Origin of the sequence: Rhodococcus sp. OAS809 (assembly GCF_040546695.1) — a bacterium.
Classification (GTDB): Bacteria; Actinomycetota; Actinomycetes; order Mycobacteriales; family Mycobacteriaceae; genus Rhodococcus_F; species Rhodococcus_F qingshengii.
Map to the genome: position 1 here is coordinate 2,695,187 of NZ_JBEPOI010000002.1, position 17,467 is coordinate 2,712,653.

Genomic DNA, 17,467 nt, shown 5'->3' on the forward strand with positions numbered 1-17,467 from the left:
ATGACTCGACTTCTCATCGCCAATCGGGGTGAAATCGTCACGCGCATCGCGCGCACGGCCCGTCGTCTCGGCATGTCGGTAGTGACGATCTCCTCCCCCGTCGATTCACACGCACAGTGGCATCGCCTCGCCGATCACACCGTGCTTCTGGACGGAGACATCCCCTCGGAGTCCTACACCGATTCGGATCAAATCATTGCGGCCGCGCTGGCCGCGGATTGCGATGCCGTGCACCCGGGTTACGGATTCCTCTCCGAAGACTCCGATTTCGCTGAAGCCGTCGTCGCTGCAGGTCTGACATTCGTCGGTCCGGCCGCTGAATCCATCGCTCTACTCGGAGACAAGGCAAGAGCGAAGAAGGCCGCCACTGACGCCGGCATCCCGACTCTCACCGCGTGGGGCGAGGCAAGCGCCGATCCCGATACCGTCCTCGGTCACGTTCGATCTCTCGACGTGCCGGTGCTGCTGAAACCGGTGTTCGGGGGCGGCGGCAAGGGGATGGTTCGACTACATCCGGGTGATGACGCACGAGAGGTCATCACCTCTGCAATCGGTTTGAACGAAAGGAACTTCGGCCGCGGCGACCTGATGATCGAAACGCTGGTGGAGCGTCCGCGTCACATCGAAGTTCAGGTCCTCTTCGATTCCTTCGGTACAGGAGTTCACTTCTTCACCCGTGAATGCTCCCTACAGCGTCGGAACCAGAAGATCATCGAGCAGGCACCGGCAAGTTCTGTCCCCGAATCGGTCCTGGGAGCCATGCAGCACGACGCTCTGCGACTACTCGGAGGCGTCGGCTACGTGAATGCGGCAACCGTCGAATTTCTGGTTGACGCCGAAAACCGCTACTACTTTCTCGAAGTCAACACGCGCCTACAAGTCGAACACACGGTCACCGAGGAAGTGACCGGCGTCGATCTCGTCGAACTGCAACTCGACATCGCCCTCGGCGCCCGTTTGCCGTTACAGCAGCGCCATATCGCGCTGCGGGGTTTCGCGGTGCAAGCCAGAATCTACGCCGAGGATCCGTCGAACGGGTTTCGGCCCGCACCTTCACATTCCGTGGACATAGCCTGGCCGTCGGGGGTTCGCATCGACAGTGCTTTCGAGGGTGCCGGCAGCATTCCGCCGTTCTACGATCCGATGATCGCAAAGGTCATAGCAAGCGGTCCGACGCGGTCAACCGCACTGGAATCATTGGACCGAGCTTTGGCCGACTCGAGTTACTTCGGTGGAACCTCGAATATCGGTTTCCTCCGACTTCTCTTGGCGAAACCGGCTGTGCGCGCGGATGACATTCACACTTCCTTCGTCGACGAGCACCTCACTCGGTTGATCCCGGATTCTGCAGAGCTCCAGGCCACCGCCGCTGCTGTTGCGATGGTGTGGACTTCCGTCGAGGAACAATCGCCGGTCACCGGGTCGTCGTGGACCGGCCCCCACGGACTACATCGAGAGACATTGCGCAAGTTGGGATCCGACCCGATCGGACGCGAACTCATTGCCGACGGCCGCGTCGTGCCGACAACCGTCATCTCACAACGAAGCAACCACTGGATTGTCGCCGCCGACGGCCGGAACATTTCGGTGGTCGTCAGGGGTGGAACCGACGAGGTGACACTCAGTCTGGTCGCCGATGGTTTGACAACCACCGCTGGGCGCCTCGGAGTCGGCACCGGTACATGGGTGTGTGTTGGTGGCTGGACCGTGAAGGTGGACGAGAAAGTCTATACAGCAAAGGATTCCGATCTCAGCGACGGAGAGATCACATCGAAGATGCCGGGAACCGTGCTGGCAGTGCTGCAGACTGGAACGCGGGTGTCGGAAGGTGATGTCGTCGCGGTCGTAGAAGCAATGAAGATGGAGACTGCCCTTCGTGCTTCCTCACCCGGAATCGTCTCGGCGGTGACAGTAACGGTGGGAGATGTCATCGATGCCGGACAAGTGCTGGCAGCCGTGGCGCCATGAGTAAAGATTGCCACGATCTTATCTCTTTCTTGACTGAAGCAATTGTTACACAATATCTTTCATGTCAGAAGCAGGGGGAATCGAGCGTCGCGCAGTCATTGTTTCCGCAACCGAACTCCGCGAACTCATTCGTTCCGATCGGACGCTCGTCGTCGTCAACGTGGTGCGAGACAACAGCGAGGGCGGAGCCGGAATCATTACTGCGCCGCAGTCCATCACATTGTCGATCAACAACTTTCAAAGCAGTGGAGGCGGGACTGACGGGAATCGACCGCTGCCAGACCTCGCCGCATTCGGAAGAACACTGAACGATCTGAAAGTATCCGCCGATGCTCACATCGTGGTCTACAGTTCGGACAGCCCCCTGCTTGCGGCCCGCGCGTGGTTCACGCTTCGCTGGGCAGGACGTTCAGTGCGGTACTTGGACGGCGGATCGTCCGGATGGGTTACAGCCCGGAAACGCACATCGACAAACGATTCGATTCCCGTACCACCTTCCACCACTAGCACGACACTCGCCGACGCAGAAGACGCCCTGCGCGCGGCATCGGCCGGCAGATTGCTCGACGCCCGAGGATCGAGCAGTTTCCGCGCCGGCCACATCCCCGGATCTATCTCAGCGCCGGCAACTGACCTACTCGACGACAACGGATTCCTACTTCCCGACCGCGAGTTACGAGAATACTTCCACCAGTTCGGAATAGAGCGTGGTGCCACCGTCGTGTCCTATTGCGGCGGCGGAGTTGCCGCGTCGCACAACGCACTGGCGCTTGCAGCGGTCGGCATCAGCTCCGCGGTCTACGTCGCGTCGTGGTCGGGGTGGAGCGCCGACCCCGAACGACCCGTCTCCACTGACATCCATCACACACCAAGGAATCCGGACCAGCGATGACACGACAGATGATCCTCGGCGCCTACATGGTCTTTCCGAGTATGCACAGTGCCGGAATGTGGCGGCATTCGTACTCGGAGAATGCCTTCGAGGACAGAGCGCTCTACGAGCGATACGCGCAAGCAGCGGAACGAGCAAAATTCGACCTGATACTGATACCTGAGCGTGTGCACTACGTCGACGGCCACACCAAATACGGTCTGCTGACCGGCTTTCAACATGATCCGACGCAGTTGGCTGCAGTGGTGGCCGGCGCAACAAATCGTATCGGTCTCGGCGTAACCCTTTCGGCAAGCTTCAACAGCCCGTACAACCTGGCGAGAACTCTGGGCAGCCTCGACATACTCAGCGGTGGGCGCGCGGCCTGGAACATCGTGATGACGGCACCCGGTCCGGCTAACGACAACTTTCCCGAAGTCGATCGGCTTCCGAGAGAAGAACTGTACGAGCGCGGCGACGAAGTTCTCGAAGCAACCACCGCACTCTGGTCGTCGTGGGACGGCGACGCCGTATCTGCCGATCGCGACAGCGGAATCTACGCAGACACAAGCAAGATTCACGCGGCCGACTACAAGGGCAAATACTTGTCGGTGCAGGGTCCACTCACCTTGCCACAATCACCTCAGGGCCGCCCGGTCTTCATCCAGGCAGGTGAATCTGTGAGAGGGCGCGAATTCGGTGGGCGGTGGGCAGATCTGGTCTTTGCGATCGACCCGTTGGAGGAAGATCTTCGAGCGAAGCGCAAGGCAATTCGCGGCTACGCGGAAGAGGCCGGACGCGACCCTGATTCGGTGCGCCTCGTCGCCGCTGTGCAACCGATAGTCGGCGAGACGACGAGCATCGCGAAGGAACGGCAGGAGTACCTGCGATCCTTGATCCATCCGGATGCGGCAATCGAGTGGGTCTCCCACTCCGCAGGACTAGACTTGTCGCAGTTCGATCCGTCCACTCCGATCGCCGAAGTTCTCAACCGCGGTAGTGGCCCCTCGCGTCGATTGGCACGCCTGATCGAATCCCGAAATCTCACCATCGCCGAAACCGCAGAGTTGTTCGCGCGCAATGATCTCACTCCCGAGATTGTCGGCTCGCCGCAAGAAGTGGCGGACGAGTTGACGCACCTCTTCGAATCGGGAGCAGCTGACGGTTTCATCCTGACCGCTACCCACTTCCCCAGGGGGCTCGACGACTTCGCGAGTTCCGTCGTGCCACTTCTGCAAGATCGGGGCGTGTTCCGGCGCGAATACACCGGAACGACCCTGCGGTCCCACATCTTCGACACCACTCGCACTTCCCCACGATGAACGGAACTCAGCCCATGACGACGTCGCGGCTTTCATCCATACCGATCCGAGTCGCCATCCTGGCGTCGACGCTTGCAGTTGCAGCCGGCTGCAGCACTGCAACGCCAGCTGCGAGCGCCGACTCCGAGCCCGTGTCAGGGGGCGATCTGACCTTTGCGATCAATACGTTTCCACCGTGCATCGACAAGACCCTGAACGGTCAAACTGCTACGGCATTCCATCCACTCTACGACAAACTCGTCGACCAGAACCTCGAGACCGGGGAGATAGTGCCTTGGTTGGCGACGTCCTGGGAGGTCCGGAACGACGGTCGACGATTCGTCTTCGCGCTGCGGGACGGCGTGACCTTCAGCAACGGCGAGCGTCTGGATGCGCAGGTTGTCGCGGACAACTTCGAAAGCCAGAAGAGACTGGGAGACAGTGGCTTCGCGACCACTGCGAAGTCACATCTCGCAAACTTCACTGGAGCGGAGGTACTCGACGCTTCCACTGTCGCACTCAATTTCTCGGAACCGTCAGCGGGCTTCCTTCAAGCCGCCCGCTCCGACACGCTCGCCATCATCGCACCGGAATCGTTGAAGAAGACGCCCGAAGAACGCTGCGCCCAGGGCGTTATCGCTTCCGGCCCGTTCGTACAGAAAGAACTGGAGACCAACGCGAAGGTCGTCCTCGCTCGTCGGGACGGGTACCACTGGGGATCCTCACTCAACAAGAACAAGGGAGAGGCCTATCTGGATTCGATCACCTTTTTGGTGGTCCCCGAATCCTCGGTGCGAATCGGCGGTTTGACGTCAGGACAACTGGACGCCGCGATCGACATTCCGAGCACAGACGTCGACCGGGCAGAAGGCGCCGGACTCACTGTCATCCCGTCCCTTGCTGCCGGCATCAACGACTCGCTCTTGCTCAACCCCACGTTCGCGCCGGTACTTGCGGACCTGAACGTGCGGCGTGCTTTGGTGAAGGGCATCGATACCCAGCAGATCATCGACACCACCTACACACCGAGTGACGAGAAAGCGCGAAGCATCTTGTCGGTGAAAGCGCCCGGCTACACCGATCTGTCGTCCGAGTACACCTATGACCCGTCGGGTGCGAAGTCACTGCTGGACGCCAGTGGATGGACAGTCGGCGGTGACGGATTCCGAACCAAGGACGGTGAGAAACTGACCGTCGAATTGGCCTACCGCAACCACCTCCCCCAATCGCAGTTCGAACTGATCCAATCTCAGCTGCGCGACATCGGAGTTGCAGTGAACTTGCAACCTCGCTCGACTGCCGAGGACAACGCCGCGAGAACCGACGGCACATGGGAATCGATCTACTTCCAGAGCTTGCGCGCCGACGGTGACGTACTGCTGGTGTTCAGTCCCACTCTCGGCTCGACCAAAGGCATCGCCTCGACTCCGGAGCTGAATGCATTGCTGGTCAAACAATCTCAGACCGTAGACGTCGATGCGAGAAACGTGGTGTTGAAGGAGATTCAGGAACTGATTGCCGATCAGGCACTGGCGATCCCGTTGCACGCCTCTTCGCTGATCTACGCGACGACTCCCGCGGTTCACGACCTGCGCATCCAAGCCGATCTCTACTCGGTGGACTTCGTGGATGCGTGGAAGAGCTAGCCCACACTTCGTGATCTCGACAACCTGCTTCGACAAACCCTCTTCCCGGAAGGAACCCGATGTTCACCCGTCCTCGCACCGCAACGCTTCTGATCTCTACCCTGGCCACAGTTACTCTCCTGGGTACCGCTTGCGGAAGCCCAGATGAAGAATCGACCGGGCAACACTCCGGTGCAACAACATCCAGTATCAACTTGTCGGCCGAGCAGAACCGCATCAGCACCGACAAGGTTGATTCGATCGCAGCGAAGGTCCCTCAGGAGTTCCGCGACCGGGGCACGATCCGAATCACCGGCAACGCTGGAACCGCTCCACCGTTGCGCTTCTATGCCGACGACGACAAGACTGTCATCGGTTCCGAGACCGACTTCGCGTATTTGATTGCAGAGGTGCTCGGGCTGAAAATCGACCTTCAGGTCGCGGATTGGGCGCAGAATTCGGTGCGGATCGATTCGGGAGACGCAGATGCGTTCATCTCCAACGTGACGGTCACCGAAGACGCGCAAAGAGAAATACGACTTCGCGACGTACCGCCTCGACACTCTCGCGTTCGAGGTCAGAAAGGACAGGAATCTCTCACTCGAGAAGCCGGAAGACATCGCCGGACTGAAGATCGGAGTCGGCGCTGCCACCAATCAGGAGGCGTTGCTGGTGAAGTGGAATGAGGACAACCTCGCAGCTGGGCGTGCTCCCGCTGAAATCACCGTGTACCAGAAGACCACTGACTACTACCTGCCGCTGTCTTCCGGTCGAATCGACGCTTACTTCGGCCCCAACCCGTCATCGCAGTTTCACGCTGCACAGACTGGCGAGAACGAAGTGATCGGTCAGTTCTCCGGAGCCGGTGAGGCCGCGTTGGGCCAGATCGGTGTACTGGTCAAGAAAGACAACGGCTTGGTACAACCGATCAGCGAGGCGATAGATCATCTCATCGAAAACGGCACATACGAGCAAGTTCTCGAGCGATGGAAGATCACCAACGAGGCAGTCGACAAGTCGCTGGTCAATCCCCCTGGCCTCCCGAAGACGAACAAATAGGAAAGGCGCACTCTAACTCGTCGCGGGGCGACTATTTCAGTCTGAACCGCGAGATCGACGGCGGACCATCGTATACCTCGCCCGCCCCGTCGACCCGAGACCGTGCGCAGCGTGCTCCACCGGCTGCATCGCTTCATCGAAGGACACGCAGCACCAGCTGTCTCCAAGATGATTCGAATGCTGAACTGGGAAGAACGCAGCAAGACAATGGAATCCGACCCAGGTTGTCAACCGAGTGCTAGCTTGGAGTTCCCGATTCAGGTCAGAGCAGGAGCTTCATCCATGAAACTGGCAGAGGCACTGGCGCTACGCAGTGACACCACTCGCAAGGTTGCGCACTTGCGCGAGCGGATCGTCGACAATGCACGCCACCAGGAGGGAGAAGTTCCCGCCGAAGACGCCGCCGTCCTTCTCGAAGAGCTGACGTCAACTCTGAGCGAACTCGAACGGTTGATGCGCGCGATCAATCGAACCAATGCGCAGGCGATCCTCGGAAACGGCACTGTCACAGATGCACTCGCCCATCGAGATGTGCTGCGTCTGAGACACTCTGCAGTCAATGCCGCTGCGGACGCCGCGTCCGGGCGCGAAGAGCGAGGTTACGGTCGTCAACTCCGATCAGAATTGGTCTATGTCGCGGCAGTCCCCGTCACCGAACTTCGGGCAATCGCGGACGACCTCGCCCGCGAGATTCGCGAGGTCGATACACAGATTCAACGAACGAATTGGGAGGTGGATCTGATCGAGTAAGCACGGCAGCGTTGGAGCAGGTAGTCGTTCGGCGAAGCGAGCACACACCGCGACCGGCGGTCTATCCGGTCACCTCTGAGCGCGGCGGGCAGCGCACATACACATTGCAGCCCTGCACGTCGTACAGGTAAAAGTGCACTACGCACACATCACCACCACGTGCTGATCGTCGATAGACGAGGGCGGGTTCGGGGCATCCAGCACTGTCGGCGACTACAGGTCGGTGCGTCTCCGATTGGGATGCAGGATGCACCTCAGTAGCGCGAATAGTGCTGCATCTCCTCGCGATCTGCAGCGCAGATGCACTTTCGATCGAGATCGCGGTCGGCAGTCACTGCGCAGAAGCGAACCCCGAGCGGATCGTGGGATTCCATACTGTGCTGACACGCCGGGCAGATCGACGGTGTTTTCTGATCCTCGTCAGTCGACTCGGATTGCCCTCGTGCATTCGACACATCGGACGGGTTCGACGCCATACAGGCGCTCCAGTTCTCGGCCGTTCGACCACAGACCGGGTTGGCGTCGAGGACGACATGGCTTGACCGCGCATATTCGAATGACCCTCGACGTACCCCACGCTACTCGCTTCGGCACACCGGTTTGTACCAATTTCTGCCCACGCGACAATCCCGGTCGAGCAGGATAGAACTACTGCACGCACCATTTCGGTGCAGGATTCGAATTCGTGCAGCATTCGTCGTGAAAGGGCTTCTCGTGAACACTTTCCAACGTGTATCCGCCGCCGTGAACGTAGTGGTCCAACCACTGATCGGCGCTCCGATCGTAGGCAAACTATTGGGCCGTTCCATGACCGTCATCACCTACGTCGGACGCAAGTCCGGTCGTACCTTCAGCGCGCCCGTGTCCTACAAACGAAAAGGCGACCATGTGACGATCGGCGTTGCCATGCCGGACAAGAAGAGTTGGTGGCGCAATTTCTACCCGGAACAAGGTCCGATCGTTCTCCAACTGGACGGTATCGATCGCCCCGGCGAGGCACTCGCACACCGAAAAGGCAAGGGTGTCTACGTCTCCGTCGAACTCGCTCCCGTCGACTGAGCGGATCGAACAGCCACCGGTGCAATCACATTCAGCTCACACCCACCGCCTCACGAGATCTGGGTGATTCAGATCTCGTGACGGTCGGGACCTTTGACTCTGTGCAATCGAGACTCGGTCTCGCACCCTTCGACGCGGGTTTTTTGTCGACCATCGGTCGGACAACCCGATCCTGTCGGGACATTACCGTCCGGTAACATCGACGGCAGGCGTGAGCTGGAAGAGGTGACCACCGTGACGATCGGCATCTATCTGGTCGACGACCACGAGATCGTCCGTCGTGGATTGGCAGACCTGTTGAATCAGGTATCGGGATTCAACGTTGTTGGCGAGGCGTCGTGTGTTCGCGAAGCCTCGGCCGGAATACCCGAATGCCGACCCGACGTGGTTGTCATGGACGTCAGACTTCCCGACGGTAACGGTGTGGAACTGTGCCGAGAACTGGCGTCGACCTACCCGAGCGCCGCCACTTTGATGCTCACGTCGTACTCCGACGACGACGCACTGCTCGACGCCCTGATCGCCGGCGCACGAGGATTCGTCCTCAAGAACATCCGCGGCCACGACCTGGTGTCGGCGATCCGCACGGTTGCTACCGGCAAGTCGCTGTTGAACACCCAGGCGGTGATCGGTTTGGTCCGGCGCATCCGGTCCGAACAGGAGTCGGGTACTGCGGCAGCCCTGTTGACCGATCAGGAGCTCTTGATCTTCGAGTTGATCGGCAAGGGACTGAGCAATCGAGAGATCAGCTCGCACGCAGAACTCTCGGAGAAAACAGTCAAGAACTACGTCTCACGCATCCTCGAGAAACTGGGTCTCGAACGTCGAACGCAGGCCGCAGTTCTGGCGACAAAGCTTCGTGCGGGCACTTCGCACCCGGATCCTTCCGGCCAGGCGACCACTCACCTGCTGACGCCGTCCGGCTCGCCCTTCTCCGCCACCACGGGCACGCACCATGCCAGGTAGCCGCGACGCGCTCATGCTCAGCCTTTTCGGCGACATCGCCGGAAGCGCGGAGCTGACTGCTCTCAACCCGACTGCAATTCCCAAACTGCTCAGTGCCGTGTTGACCGTCGGGTCCACACTCCAGCTCGACGAAACCCTGCAACAGATAGTCGACGTCGCGCGACATCTCCTCGAAGCGGACTACGGCGCGCTCGGCGTGAAATCCCCCGACGGACGCTTGTCCCGATTCATCCACTCCGGTTTGACTCAGGGGCAGGTTGCCAAAATCGGGCATCTTCCCGAAGGACACGGCCTGCTGGGCCTGGTCGTTCGAGAACCGTGCCCGGTTCGAACCGACCGAATCTCCTCGCATCCGTCCTCGGCAGGGTTTCCGACCAATCATCCGCCGATGGACACGTTTCTCGGTGTTCCGATCTTCGTCAGGGGCGAGGTGTTCGGCAGCATCTACCTCGCGGACAGCTCGGAACGGACTGCATTCGACGACCGCGACGAGGCTGTACTCCAGATTCTGGCAAATGCTGCGAGCATCGCCATCGACAATGCGCGTCTGTTCGAGGAATCCCGGACGCGAGAAGCCTGGCTCAAGGCCGTCGCCGCCGTCAATGCACGTCTGCTCAGCGGCGGATCCCGCGACGAGACGCTATCGGAACTGGTTCGGACGACGCGGCACCTCACGGATGGAAATCTTGTGTGCGTCGTTCGCTACGACCTCGGCAGAGAGCCGGTAGTCCACGTCGCCGATGCTGCTGATTCCCAGCCTGTCCCCGCGACCGGATCAGCCGTCGATCTGTCCGGGACCGTGATCGACGACGCTGCGCGGAGCCGGCGGCCGATCTCTGCACCACATGGCAGTTCCGTTCCGGCACTGAATGTTTCCGGCGACGAATCAGTGGTCGCACTCCCCCTCTCCGGGACCTCGTTCGGCGGCGGTGTTCTCTTCGCGTCACGCCGCAGCAACCGCCCGTGGGGAGTGGACGAGATCGAGCAACTGACGGCGATGGCAGACATCGCTTCTGTCACTGTCGAATTCGCAGAACAGCAACGGAAAGAAAGACTGGTCGACGTCCTCGAAGATCGCGACCGAATCGCGCGGGATCTCCATGACCACGTCATCCAACAGCTGTTCGCCACCGGGTTGAGTTTGCAGGGGGTGCTGCAACGTCCAGGCGACGAGGACACCGTTCGAACCGTATTGGACACCTCTGTCGATCAACTCGATCGAACAGTCCGTGAAATCCGCACCGCAGTCTTCGACCTCCATACGAGCGAGATGTCTACTCCCACAAGCCTGCGGCGGCGACTACTCGATGCCGTCAACGGTCTGTCCGGCCACTCGTCGATCACTCCCAGCGTCACTTTCGAGGGAACCATCGACAGTTCCGTCCCGTCTCGACTTGCCCCGCACGCCGAAGCCGTTGTGCGCGAGGGCTTGAGCAACGCTCTGCGGCATGCACATGCCGATGCCATCGACGTCACCATCCGGGCCACCGAGGAGCTTGTCATCAGCATCGTCGACGACGGTGTGGGAATCGACCAGGCAACCAGAATCCACGGTCTCGACAACCTGGCGACCCGCGCTCGTCAGTGCGGAGGCTCGAGCAACATCACCAGCGAGAACGGTGTCACCGAACTGGTGTGGCGTGTTCCGCTGAGCCCCAGGCGAAGTCCGTTGCCGATCCAGCATCGTTGAGCGTCAGAGCGGATCCAGTTGGGCCTTGAGCAGGCAGAACTCGTTACCTTCCGGATCGGCCAGGACATGCCATTGTTCGTGCCCTGTCTGGCCGATGTCGGCCGGCCGCGCACCAAGACTCAGCAGGCGTTCCAGTTCGGCCTCCTGATCGCGATCGGTGGCGTTGACGTCGATATGCAGGCGGGGCTTGCCCTTCTCCGGTTCGTCTCTGCGACTGAGGATGATCGTCGGCTGCGGACCGCCGAACCCTTCGCGTGGGCCGATCTCCAACGAACCGTCGTCCATTCGATCGAGCACGACGAAGTCCAGGACCTCGCACCAGAACCGGCCCAGCACCTCGGGTTCCCGGCAACCGAGCACCAGTTCACTGATACGACATGCCATGACCATCTCGCTTTCTTTCGGCTCGTGAAGACAACTCTCTCGACCGTACCGGACCACGTGATCTACGCCATGCCTCTGTTCCGATCCTAGGGACCTTTTCCCCTCGTCCGAGTTCTCGGTCGCCACGATCATTGCGTTATGTTCCACAGTCCCAGGCATTCTCGGTCTTTCGTCACGTCGATGTGCGTAGGCGGCCATCGTGGTTGATCTCGCGCCCCGGCCGGTCGGTGAGGTCGATTCCCCCGCCGATGCAATTCCCCGAACCGCTCCGAAGGGTTCGAAACTGGTCGAGATCCTCAGGACCACCGATCACAAGATGATCGGTCTGATGTACATCGTGACATCGTTTGCCTTCTTCTTGATCGGCGGACTGATGGCACTACTCATGCGCATGGAATTGACCGTTCCGGGAATGCAATTCCTGTCCAACGAGCAGTACAACCAGTTGTTCACCATGCACGGCACGATCATGCTCCTGCTGTACGCGACCCCGGTGTTCTTCGGATTCGCCAACTACCTCATGCCACTGCAGATCGGGTCGCCGGACGTGTGTTTCCCGCGACTCAACGCCTTCAGCTACTGGCTCTATCTCTTCGGCGGCCTGATCGCGTCCGCCGGATTCGTAACACCTGGTGGTGCGGCAGATTTCGGCTGGACCGCCTACGTACCGCTCACCAGCGAACTCCACTCCCCCGGCATGGGCGCCGACCTGTGGATTATCGGTCTCGCTCTCGGCGGCGTCGGCACCATCCTCGGCGCAGTCAACATCGTTTCGACGATCGTCTGCCTGCGCGCCCCGGGTATGACGATGTTCCGCATGCCGATCTTCACGTGGAATGCGCTGGTCGCCAGCATGCTGATCCTCCTCGTTTTTCCGCTGCTCGCTGCTGCCTTGATCGGACTGTGGGTGGACCGGCACCTGGGAGCGCACCTGTTCGACCCCGCCACCGGTGGAGTCATGTTGTGGCAGCACCTGTTCTGGTTCTTCGGCCATCCCGAGGTCTACATTCTGGCGCTGCCGTTCTTCGGCATAGTCTCGGAGATCTTCCCCGTCTTCAGCCGCAAGCCGATCTTCGGATACACCGGATTGGTCTACGCAACATTGGGAATTGCTGCACTGTCGATCGCTGTGTGGGCGCACCACATGTACGCAACCGGCGCCGTTCTCCTCCCCTACTTCTCGTTCATGACCTTCCTGATCGCAGTTCCCACCGGAGTCAAGTTCTTCAACTGGATCGGCACCATGTGGAAGGGGCAGTTGACTTTCGAATCGCCCATGCTGTTCTCCGTCGGCTTCCTGGTCACATTCCTGTTCGGCGGACTCTCCGGCGTCATCCTTGCCAGCCCGCCCTTGGACTTTCATGTCACCGACTCGTACTTTGTTGTCGCGCATTTCCATTACGTCCTCTTCGGAACAATCGCGTTCGCGACATACGCCGGAATCTACTTCTGGTTCCCGAAAATGACCGGCCGGATGTTGGACGAGAAGCTCGCCAAGATCCATTTCTGGTTGACCCTGATCGGCTTTCACGCGACATTTCTCGTCCAGCATTGGCTCGGCGCCCAGGGCATGCCTCGGCGGTACGCGGACTACCTCCCGTCGGACAATTTCACTCTTCTCAACACGATCTCGACCATCGGCGCGTTTGTGCTCGGAGCCTCGACGATTCCGTTCATCTGGAACGTTTTCAAGAGCTACCGGTACGGCCGAATTGTGACCGTCGACGATCCTTGGGGCTTCGGAAACTCGCTCGAATGGGCGACGTCCTGCCCACCACCGCGACACAACTTCACCGAACTCCCCCGAATCCGCAGTGAGCGGCCGGCATTCGAACTGCACTACCCCCACATGGTCGAAAGAATGCGCGACGAGGCGCATGTCGGACTGCTTGGTCACAAGTCGGTTTCCGACGTGAGAACTGAGGTGAAACAACATGAATGACGGCACGAAGCACCGAGCCTGGGCAGAAAAGCAGCACCACGAATGCCGAGCGAAACCCGGCCATCTCCTCGCCCCGTTGCTCGTGCTCATGTTCGCTGTCACGACGCTCGTGTGGTTGCCCCTGACGACTGCCGCGTGCTCGATAGTCGTCGCAGGATTGCTGTTCGGCACTGTCCTGCAAGCTAGTTCGCATTCAACAGACACAGCTCGAGGAGTTCACGATGAAGCCCGAACTATCGACTGATCTCATCACCTCGGAGTGGTCCGCGGACGGAGCGGTGGTCGTGTGCATCGACGGATCCCCGCTGCGCCCCGGCGAGATCACGTGGGCGGCTGAGTTCGCACATCGCCACGGTCTCTGGATGCGAATCGTTTTCGTAGCTCCGAGCGCCGATCTGAACACCTCGGCATCGCCGACCGGCCTGTTCATGGAGGCCATTCAGATCGCCGAGTCGGTGTCGCCAGATCTTCGGATCCGGACCGATCTGATCTCCGGGGAGAACACCGCAATTCTCACCGCGCTGACAGCTGAGGCCGCCTTGATCGTCGCAACACAGGACGATCCCGCCGCACCTGGACCGACATGTTCGTTCGCAAGAGTCGGAACACCGCGTGAAAGCAGCGCTGCGGCAGCCTTGCCGGTTGTCGTCGGTTTGGACGGAAGCGCCTACAGCGAAAGCGCTCTGGCCATCGCATTCAAGGAAGCAGAGGCAGCGAACACCGAACTGGTCGTCGTGCACGCAGCGCCGCCAGAGGCCGAGCTGCGTCGAGACGTCGCATCCGGGCACTCGCCCCAGCACTCGACGCCGCTGACGTGGCAACTGTCGGGTTGGGCCACGCTCTACCCTGGCGTCGCGATCCGTCAGATCGAGTTCGACGGCCCCTCGGTTGCCATTCTTGAACAACTCTCCACCGAGGCACGGCTTCTCGTCGTGGGCCGGCGCGGACGAGGTTCGTTCGACGACACCGCTCTCGGCACCACGAGCAGTGCGATGATTCGAAAAGCACACTGCCCGGTCATCGTTGCCAGCGAAGCCTGAATCGGACCTCACCCGGTCAGAAGCCGTAGCTGTGGATGGGTGCGAGCTGACCGGAGTGATGGGCTTCGATTACGAAACGCTCGTGGTCGACCAACTTCTCCGGGAGTTCGTCAACCGGCCACCACCGCAGATCTGCAGATTTCAACGGCTCCATCCGGCGTGGTTCACCCGACCACGTGCGGCATTCGTAGAAGAAGTCCACTCGATGATCCACCGGTTCGCTCCCGTCCGCGTGGCGGCGATGCAAGACGGTCAGCGGCTTCAGTTCCGAGAAAAGCAACTCGACACCAAGTTCTTCCGCAGCCTCCCGAACGGCAGCGTCGATCGCCGACTCCCCCAGTTCGACGTGGCCCGCAGCAGCGTGAGCCCAGTATCCGTCCATGAATCCCGTGCCCTCGCGCAATTGCAGCAGCACCTCGCGCCGTTGTACAGGGTTGCTTCGACAGAACATCACGTACACCGCTGGTACCAGCGCAAATTGATCGGCCACACGACCACGCTATCGTGCGCGTGAAATGACGGCGCCCCGCGAGAACAAGCTCGCGGGGCGTCGTCGACGATCTGCTGGATCAGTTCACGTCGAACCGGTCGAGGTCCATCACCTTGGTCCAGGCTGCGGCGAAGTCCTCGGCGAACTTCTGCTTGGCGTCTGCGCTGGCGTACACCTCGGCGAGTGCACGCAGTTGCGAATTCGATCCGAAAACGAGATCGACCGCAGTTGCCGTGTACTTCGGATCGCCCGTCACGCGATCAACGCCGTCGTAGACGTTTTCGTCCGTCTTCGACGGCTTCCACTCGGTACCCATGTCGAGAAGGTTGACGAAGAAATCGTTGGTCAACGTCTCGCGACGATCGGTGAACACCCCGTGACGGGTATTGCCGAAGTTCGCGTTCAGCGCGCGAAGTCCGCCGACCAGCACTGTCACCTCGGGCGGGGTCAGCGACAGCATGTACGCGCGGTCGACCAACAGAATCTCTGCCGGAATCTTCTCGCCTCCCTTGAGGTAGTTCCGGAATCCGTCGGCCCGGGGTTCGAGTACCTCGAACGAGTCGACGTCTGTCTGCTCCTGCGTTGCATCCGTTCGGCCCGGCGTGAACGAGACCGTGATGTCCTGTCCGGCGTTCTTCGCAGCCTGTTCGACGGCCGCTGTACCACCCAGAACGATCAGGTCGGCGAGAGAAACCTTGGCTCCTCCAGCCTGGTTGAAGTCCTGCTGAACCCGCTCGAGAGTCTGAAGCACCGCGGAGAGAGCTGCGGGCTCGTTGACTTCCCAATTCTTCTGCGGCTCCAGTCGGATTCGCGCACCGTTGGCGCCGCCGCGCATGTCCGTGCTGCGGAAGCTCGCGGCAGACGCCCACGCCGTCGATACCAACTGCGAAATGGACAGCCCGGAGTCGAGAAGTCGACTCTTGAGGATCGCGATGTCTGCGTCCCCGATCAGTTGATCATCGGCCGAGGGAACCGGGTCCTGCCACAGCTGCGGCTCGGGAACCCAAGGTCCCAGGTAGCGCGTGACCGGTCCCATGTCACGGTGAAGGAGCTTGTACCAAGCCTTGGCGAACTCTTCGGCGAATTCTTCCGGATGATCGAGCCAGCGCCGGGTGATCTTCTCGTACGTCGGATCCAGGCGTAGGGACAGGTCGGTCGTCAGCATCGTCGGGGTGCGTCCGGCCGACGAATCGAACGGATCCGGGATGGTGCCCGCCCCCGCGCCGTCCTTCGGAATCCACTGCCACGCACCCGCCGGACTCTTGGTCAGCTCCCAGTCGTAGCCGTACAGAATCTCCAAGAAGGTGTTGTCCCACTTCGTCGGAGTGGGAGTCCACACGACTTCGAGACCACTGGTGATCGCGTCCTTACCCACCCCCGTGCCGAAGGCACTCTTCCAGCCCAGTCCCTGCTGCTCGATGGGAGCACCTTCCGGTTCCGGTCCGACGAGGTCGGCCGGTCCGGCTCCGTGCGTCTTGCCGAAGGTGTGACCGCCGGCGATCAGCGCAGCTGTCTCCACGTCGTTCATCGCCATGCGGGCGAACGTTTCTCGGATGTCGCGGGCGGCCGCTACCGGATCCGGTTGCCCGTTGGGTCCTTCGGGATTGACGTAGATCAGGCCCATCTGCACGGCTCCGAGCGGTCCAGACAGCTCACGGTCTCCGCTGTAACGCTCGTCGCCGAGCCAGGTGTCCTCGGGACCCCAGTAGATCTCCTCGGGCTCCCAGATGTCTTCTCGGCCGAATCCGAAGCCGAAGGTCTTGAACCCCATCGACTCCAGGGCGCAGTTGCCCGCAAACACCAGCAGGTCGGCCCAGGAAACCTGCTTTCCGTACTTCTGCTTCACGGGCCAGAGCAGGCGCCGCGCCTTGTCGAGGCTGGCGTTGTCCGGCCAACTGTTGAGCGGGGCGAAACGCTGAGCACCTTGGCCGCCACCGCCGCGGCCGTCTGCAATGCGATAGGTGCCGGCAGCATGCCAGCTCATACGCACGAAGAGTCCGCCGTAGTGCCCGTAGTCGGCCGGCCACCAATCCTGCGACGCCGTCATCAACGCGATGACGTCGCGCTTTAGCGCCTCGACATCGAGCTTGGCGAATTCCTGGGCGTAATCGAAGTCGGCACCCATCGGATTCGACTTCGACGAATGTGACTGCAAGACAGAGAGATCCGGCTGATTCGGCCACCAGTCGCTGTTTGTTCTCGGACGATTCCCGGTAGGCGTCGGAGACGGGATTGCGGGGTTTTCACTTTCGCTGGTGCTCTCGGTGTTTCCGTCGTGAGCAACCGGGCAACTATCGGACACGGTAATCCCTCCATGAGCGA

General features: G+C 60.7%; 15 protein-coding genes and 1 pseudogene. 12 read left to right on the top strand and 4 right to left on the bottom strand.

Going from position 1 to position 17,467, the window contains the following annotated elements:
• From ABIE52_RS15630 to ABIE52_RS15655, 6 genes and pseudogenes are all read left to right on the top strand, one after another.
• Positions 1-1,968, top strand: coding sequence for an acetyl/propionyl/methylcrotonyl-CoA carboxylase subunit alpha (locus ABIE52_RS15630; RefSeq protein ID WP_192712031.1), 1,968 nt, complete (start codon positions 1-3; stop codon positions 1,966-1,968).
• A 61-nt stretch (positions 1,969-2,029) separates the two neighbouring features.
• Positions 2,030-2,860: a sulfurtransferase gene (locus tag ABIE52_RS15635; protein ID WP_073513445.1), complete on the top strand. Its 831-nt coding sequence runs from the start codon at positions 2,030-2,032 to the stop codon at positions 2,858-2,860.
• Complete coding sequence (locus ABIE52_RS15640) at positions 2,857-4,161, top strand: NtaA/DmoA family FMN-dependent monooxygenase (RefSeq protein WP_007726446.1); 1,305 nt, start codon at positions 2,857-2,859, stop codon at positions 4,159-4,161. Before ABIE52_RS15635 ends, ABIE52_RS15640 begins: the two co-directional genes overlap by 4 nt.
• A 14-nt stretch (positions 4,162-4,175) precedes the next feature.
• Positions 4,176-5,786 carry an ABC transporter substrate-binding protein gene (locus ABIE52_RS15645; protein ID WP_192712030.1) on the top strand — a complete coding sequence of 537 codons (1,611 nt, stop codon included), beginning with the start codon at positions 4,176-4,178 and terminating at the stop codon, positions 5,784-5,786.
• 59 nt (positions 5,787-5,845) lie between these two features.
• A pseudogene (locus ABIE52_RS15650) lies at positions 5,846-6,824 on the top strand (ABC transporter substrate-binding protein).
• 282 nt (positions 6,825-7,106) lie between these two features.
• On the top strand, positions 7,107-7,574 hold the full coding sequence (locus ABIE52_RS15655) for a DIP1984 family protein (protein ID WP_037129592.1): 468 nt from the start codon (positions 7,107-7,109) through the stop codon (positions 7,572-7,574).
• A gap of 254 nt (positions 7,575-7,828) precedes the next feature.
• Here ABIE52_RS15655 and ABIE52_RS15660 read toward each other — a convergent pair whose 3' ends face one another.
• On the bottom strand, positions 7,829-8,050 hold the full coding sequence (locus ABIE52_RS15660; RefSeq protein WP_116057132.1) for an RGCVC family protein: 222 nt from the start codon (positions 8,048-8,050) through the stop codon (positions 7,829-7,831).
• Positions 8,051-8,288: 238 nt separating this feature from the next.
• Between ABIE52_RS15660 and ABIE52_RS15665 the strand changes: the two genes are divergently transcribed.
• The 3 genes from ABIE52_RS15665 (at position 8,289) to ABIE52_RS15675 (ending at position 11,289) form a co-directional block, all read left to right on the top strand.
• A complete protein-coding gene (locus tag ABIE52_RS15665) occupies positions 8,289-8,633 on the top strand; it encodes a PNPOx family protein (protein WP_037129595.1) in 345 nt (114 codons plus the stop codon).
• Positions 8,634-8,867: 234 nt separating this feature from the next.
• Positions 8,868-9,599 (top strand): response regulator transcription factor, encoded by a 732-nt coding sequence (locus ABIE52_RS15670; protein ID WP_039972719.1) that lies wholly within the window; start codon positions 8,868-8,870, stop codon positions 9,597-9,599.
• Complete coding sequence (locus ABIE52_RS15675) at positions 9,589-11,289, top strand: sensor histidine kinase (protein WP_064114281.1); 1,701 nt, start codon at positions 9,589-9,591, stop codon at positions 11,287-11,289. Before ABIE52_RS15670 ends, ABIE52_RS15675 begins: the two co-directional genes overlap by 11 nt.
• 3 nt (positions 11,290-11,292) lie before the next feature.
• On the opposite strand, the gene ABIE52_RS15680 is transcribed toward ABIE52_RS15675, so the two are convergent.
• Positions 11,293-11,673: a VOC family protein gene (locus tag ABIE52_RS15680; protein ID WP_007726436.1), complete on the bottom strand. Its 381-nt coding sequence runs from the start codon at positions 11,671-11,673 to the stop codon at positions 11,293-11,295.
• A gap of 199 nt (positions 11,674-11,872) precedes the next feature.
• Between ABIE52_RS15680 and ctaD the strand changes: the two genes are divergently transcribed.
• The 3 genes from ctaD to ABIE52_RS15695 are packed head-to-tail and all read left to right on the top strand — an operon-like array spanning position 11,873 to position 14,655.
• Positions 11,873-13,615 (top strand): aa3-type cytochrome oxidase subunit I, encoded by a 1,743-nt coding sequence (gene ctaD, locus ABIE52_RS15685; RefSeq protein WP_007726434.1) that lies wholly within the window; start codon positions 11,873-11,875, stop codon positions 13,613-13,615.
• Positions 13,608-13,859: a hypothetical protein gene (locus tag ABIE52_RS15690; RefSeq protein ID WP_192712029.1), complete on the top strand. Its 252-nt coding sequence runs from the start codon at positions 13,608-13,610 to the stop codon at positions 13,857-13,859. Before ctaD ends, ABIE52_RS15690 begins: the two co-directional genes overlap by 8 nt.
• The gene (locus ABIE52_RS15695; RefSeq protein WP_007726432.1) at positions 13,837-14,655 is read left to right on the top strand and encodes a universal stress protein; all 819 of its coding nucleotides are present in this window, start codon (positions 13,837-13,839) and stop codon (positions 14,653-14,655) included. The genes ABIE52_RS15690 and ABIE52_RS15695 overlap by 23 nt, the downstream gene beginning before the upstream one ends.
• Before the next feature lie 16 nt (positions 14,656-14,671).
• On the opposite strand, the gene ABIE52_RS15700 is transcribed toward ABIE52_RS15695, so the two are convergent.
• Both ABIE52_RS15700 and katG read right to left on the bottom strand, forming a co-directional pair.
• Entirely contained in the window at positions 14,672-15,145 is a 474-nt protein-coding gene (locus ABIE52_RS15700; protein ID WP_054187589.1) for an NUDIX domain-containing protein, read from the bottom strand.
• Between the two features lie 79 nt (positions 15,146-15,224).
• Positions 15,225-17,447, bottom strand: a complete 2,223-nt coding sequence (gene katG, locus ABIE52_RS15705; RefSeq protein ID WP_192712028.1) for a catalase/peroxidase HPI — start codon at positions 17,445-17,447, stop codon at positions 15,225-15,227.
• Positions 17,448-17,467: the final 20 nt, after the last annotated feature.

Coding starts and splice junctions, on each gene's coding strand:
- ABIE52_RS15630 (WP_192712031.1), top strand. CDS start 1: ATGACTCGACTTCTCATCGCCAATCGGGGTGAAATCGTCACGCGCATC.
- ABIE52_RS15635 (WP_073513445.1), top strand. CDS start 2,030: ATGTCAGAAGCAGGGGGAATCGAGCGTCGCGCAGTCATTGTTTCCGCA.
- ABIE52_RS15640 (WP_007726446.1), top strand. CDS start 2,857: ATGACACGACAGATGATCCTCGGCGCCTACATGGTCTTTCCGAGTATG.
- ABIE52_RS15645 (WP_192712030.1), top strand. CDS start 4,176: ATGACGACGTCGCGGCTTTCATCCATACCGATCCGAGTCGCCATCCTG.
- ABIE52_RS15655 (WP_037129592.1), top strand. CDS start 7,107: ATGAAACTGGCAGAGGCACTGGCGCTACGCAGTGACACCACTCGCAAG.
- ABIE52_RS15660 (WP_116057132.1), bottom strand. CDS start 8,050: ATGGCGTCGAACCCGTCCGATGTGTCGAATGCACGAGGGCAATCCGAG.
- ABIE52_RS15675 (WP_064114281.1), top strand. CDS start 9,589: ATGCCAGGTAGCCGCGACGCGCTCATGCTCAGCCTTTTCGGCGACATC.
- ABIE52_RS15680 (WP_007726436.1), bottom strand. CDS start 11,673: ATGGCATGTCGTATCAGTGAACTGGTGCTCGGTTGCCGGGAACCCGAG.
- ABIE52_RS15690 (WP_192712029.1), top strand. CDS start 13,608: ATGAATGACGGCACGAAGCACCGAGCCTGGGCAGAAAAGCAGCACCAC.
- ABIE52_RS15695 (WP_007726432.1), top strand. CDS start 13,837: ATGAAGCCCGAACTATCGACTGATCTCATCACCTCGGAGTGGTCCGCG.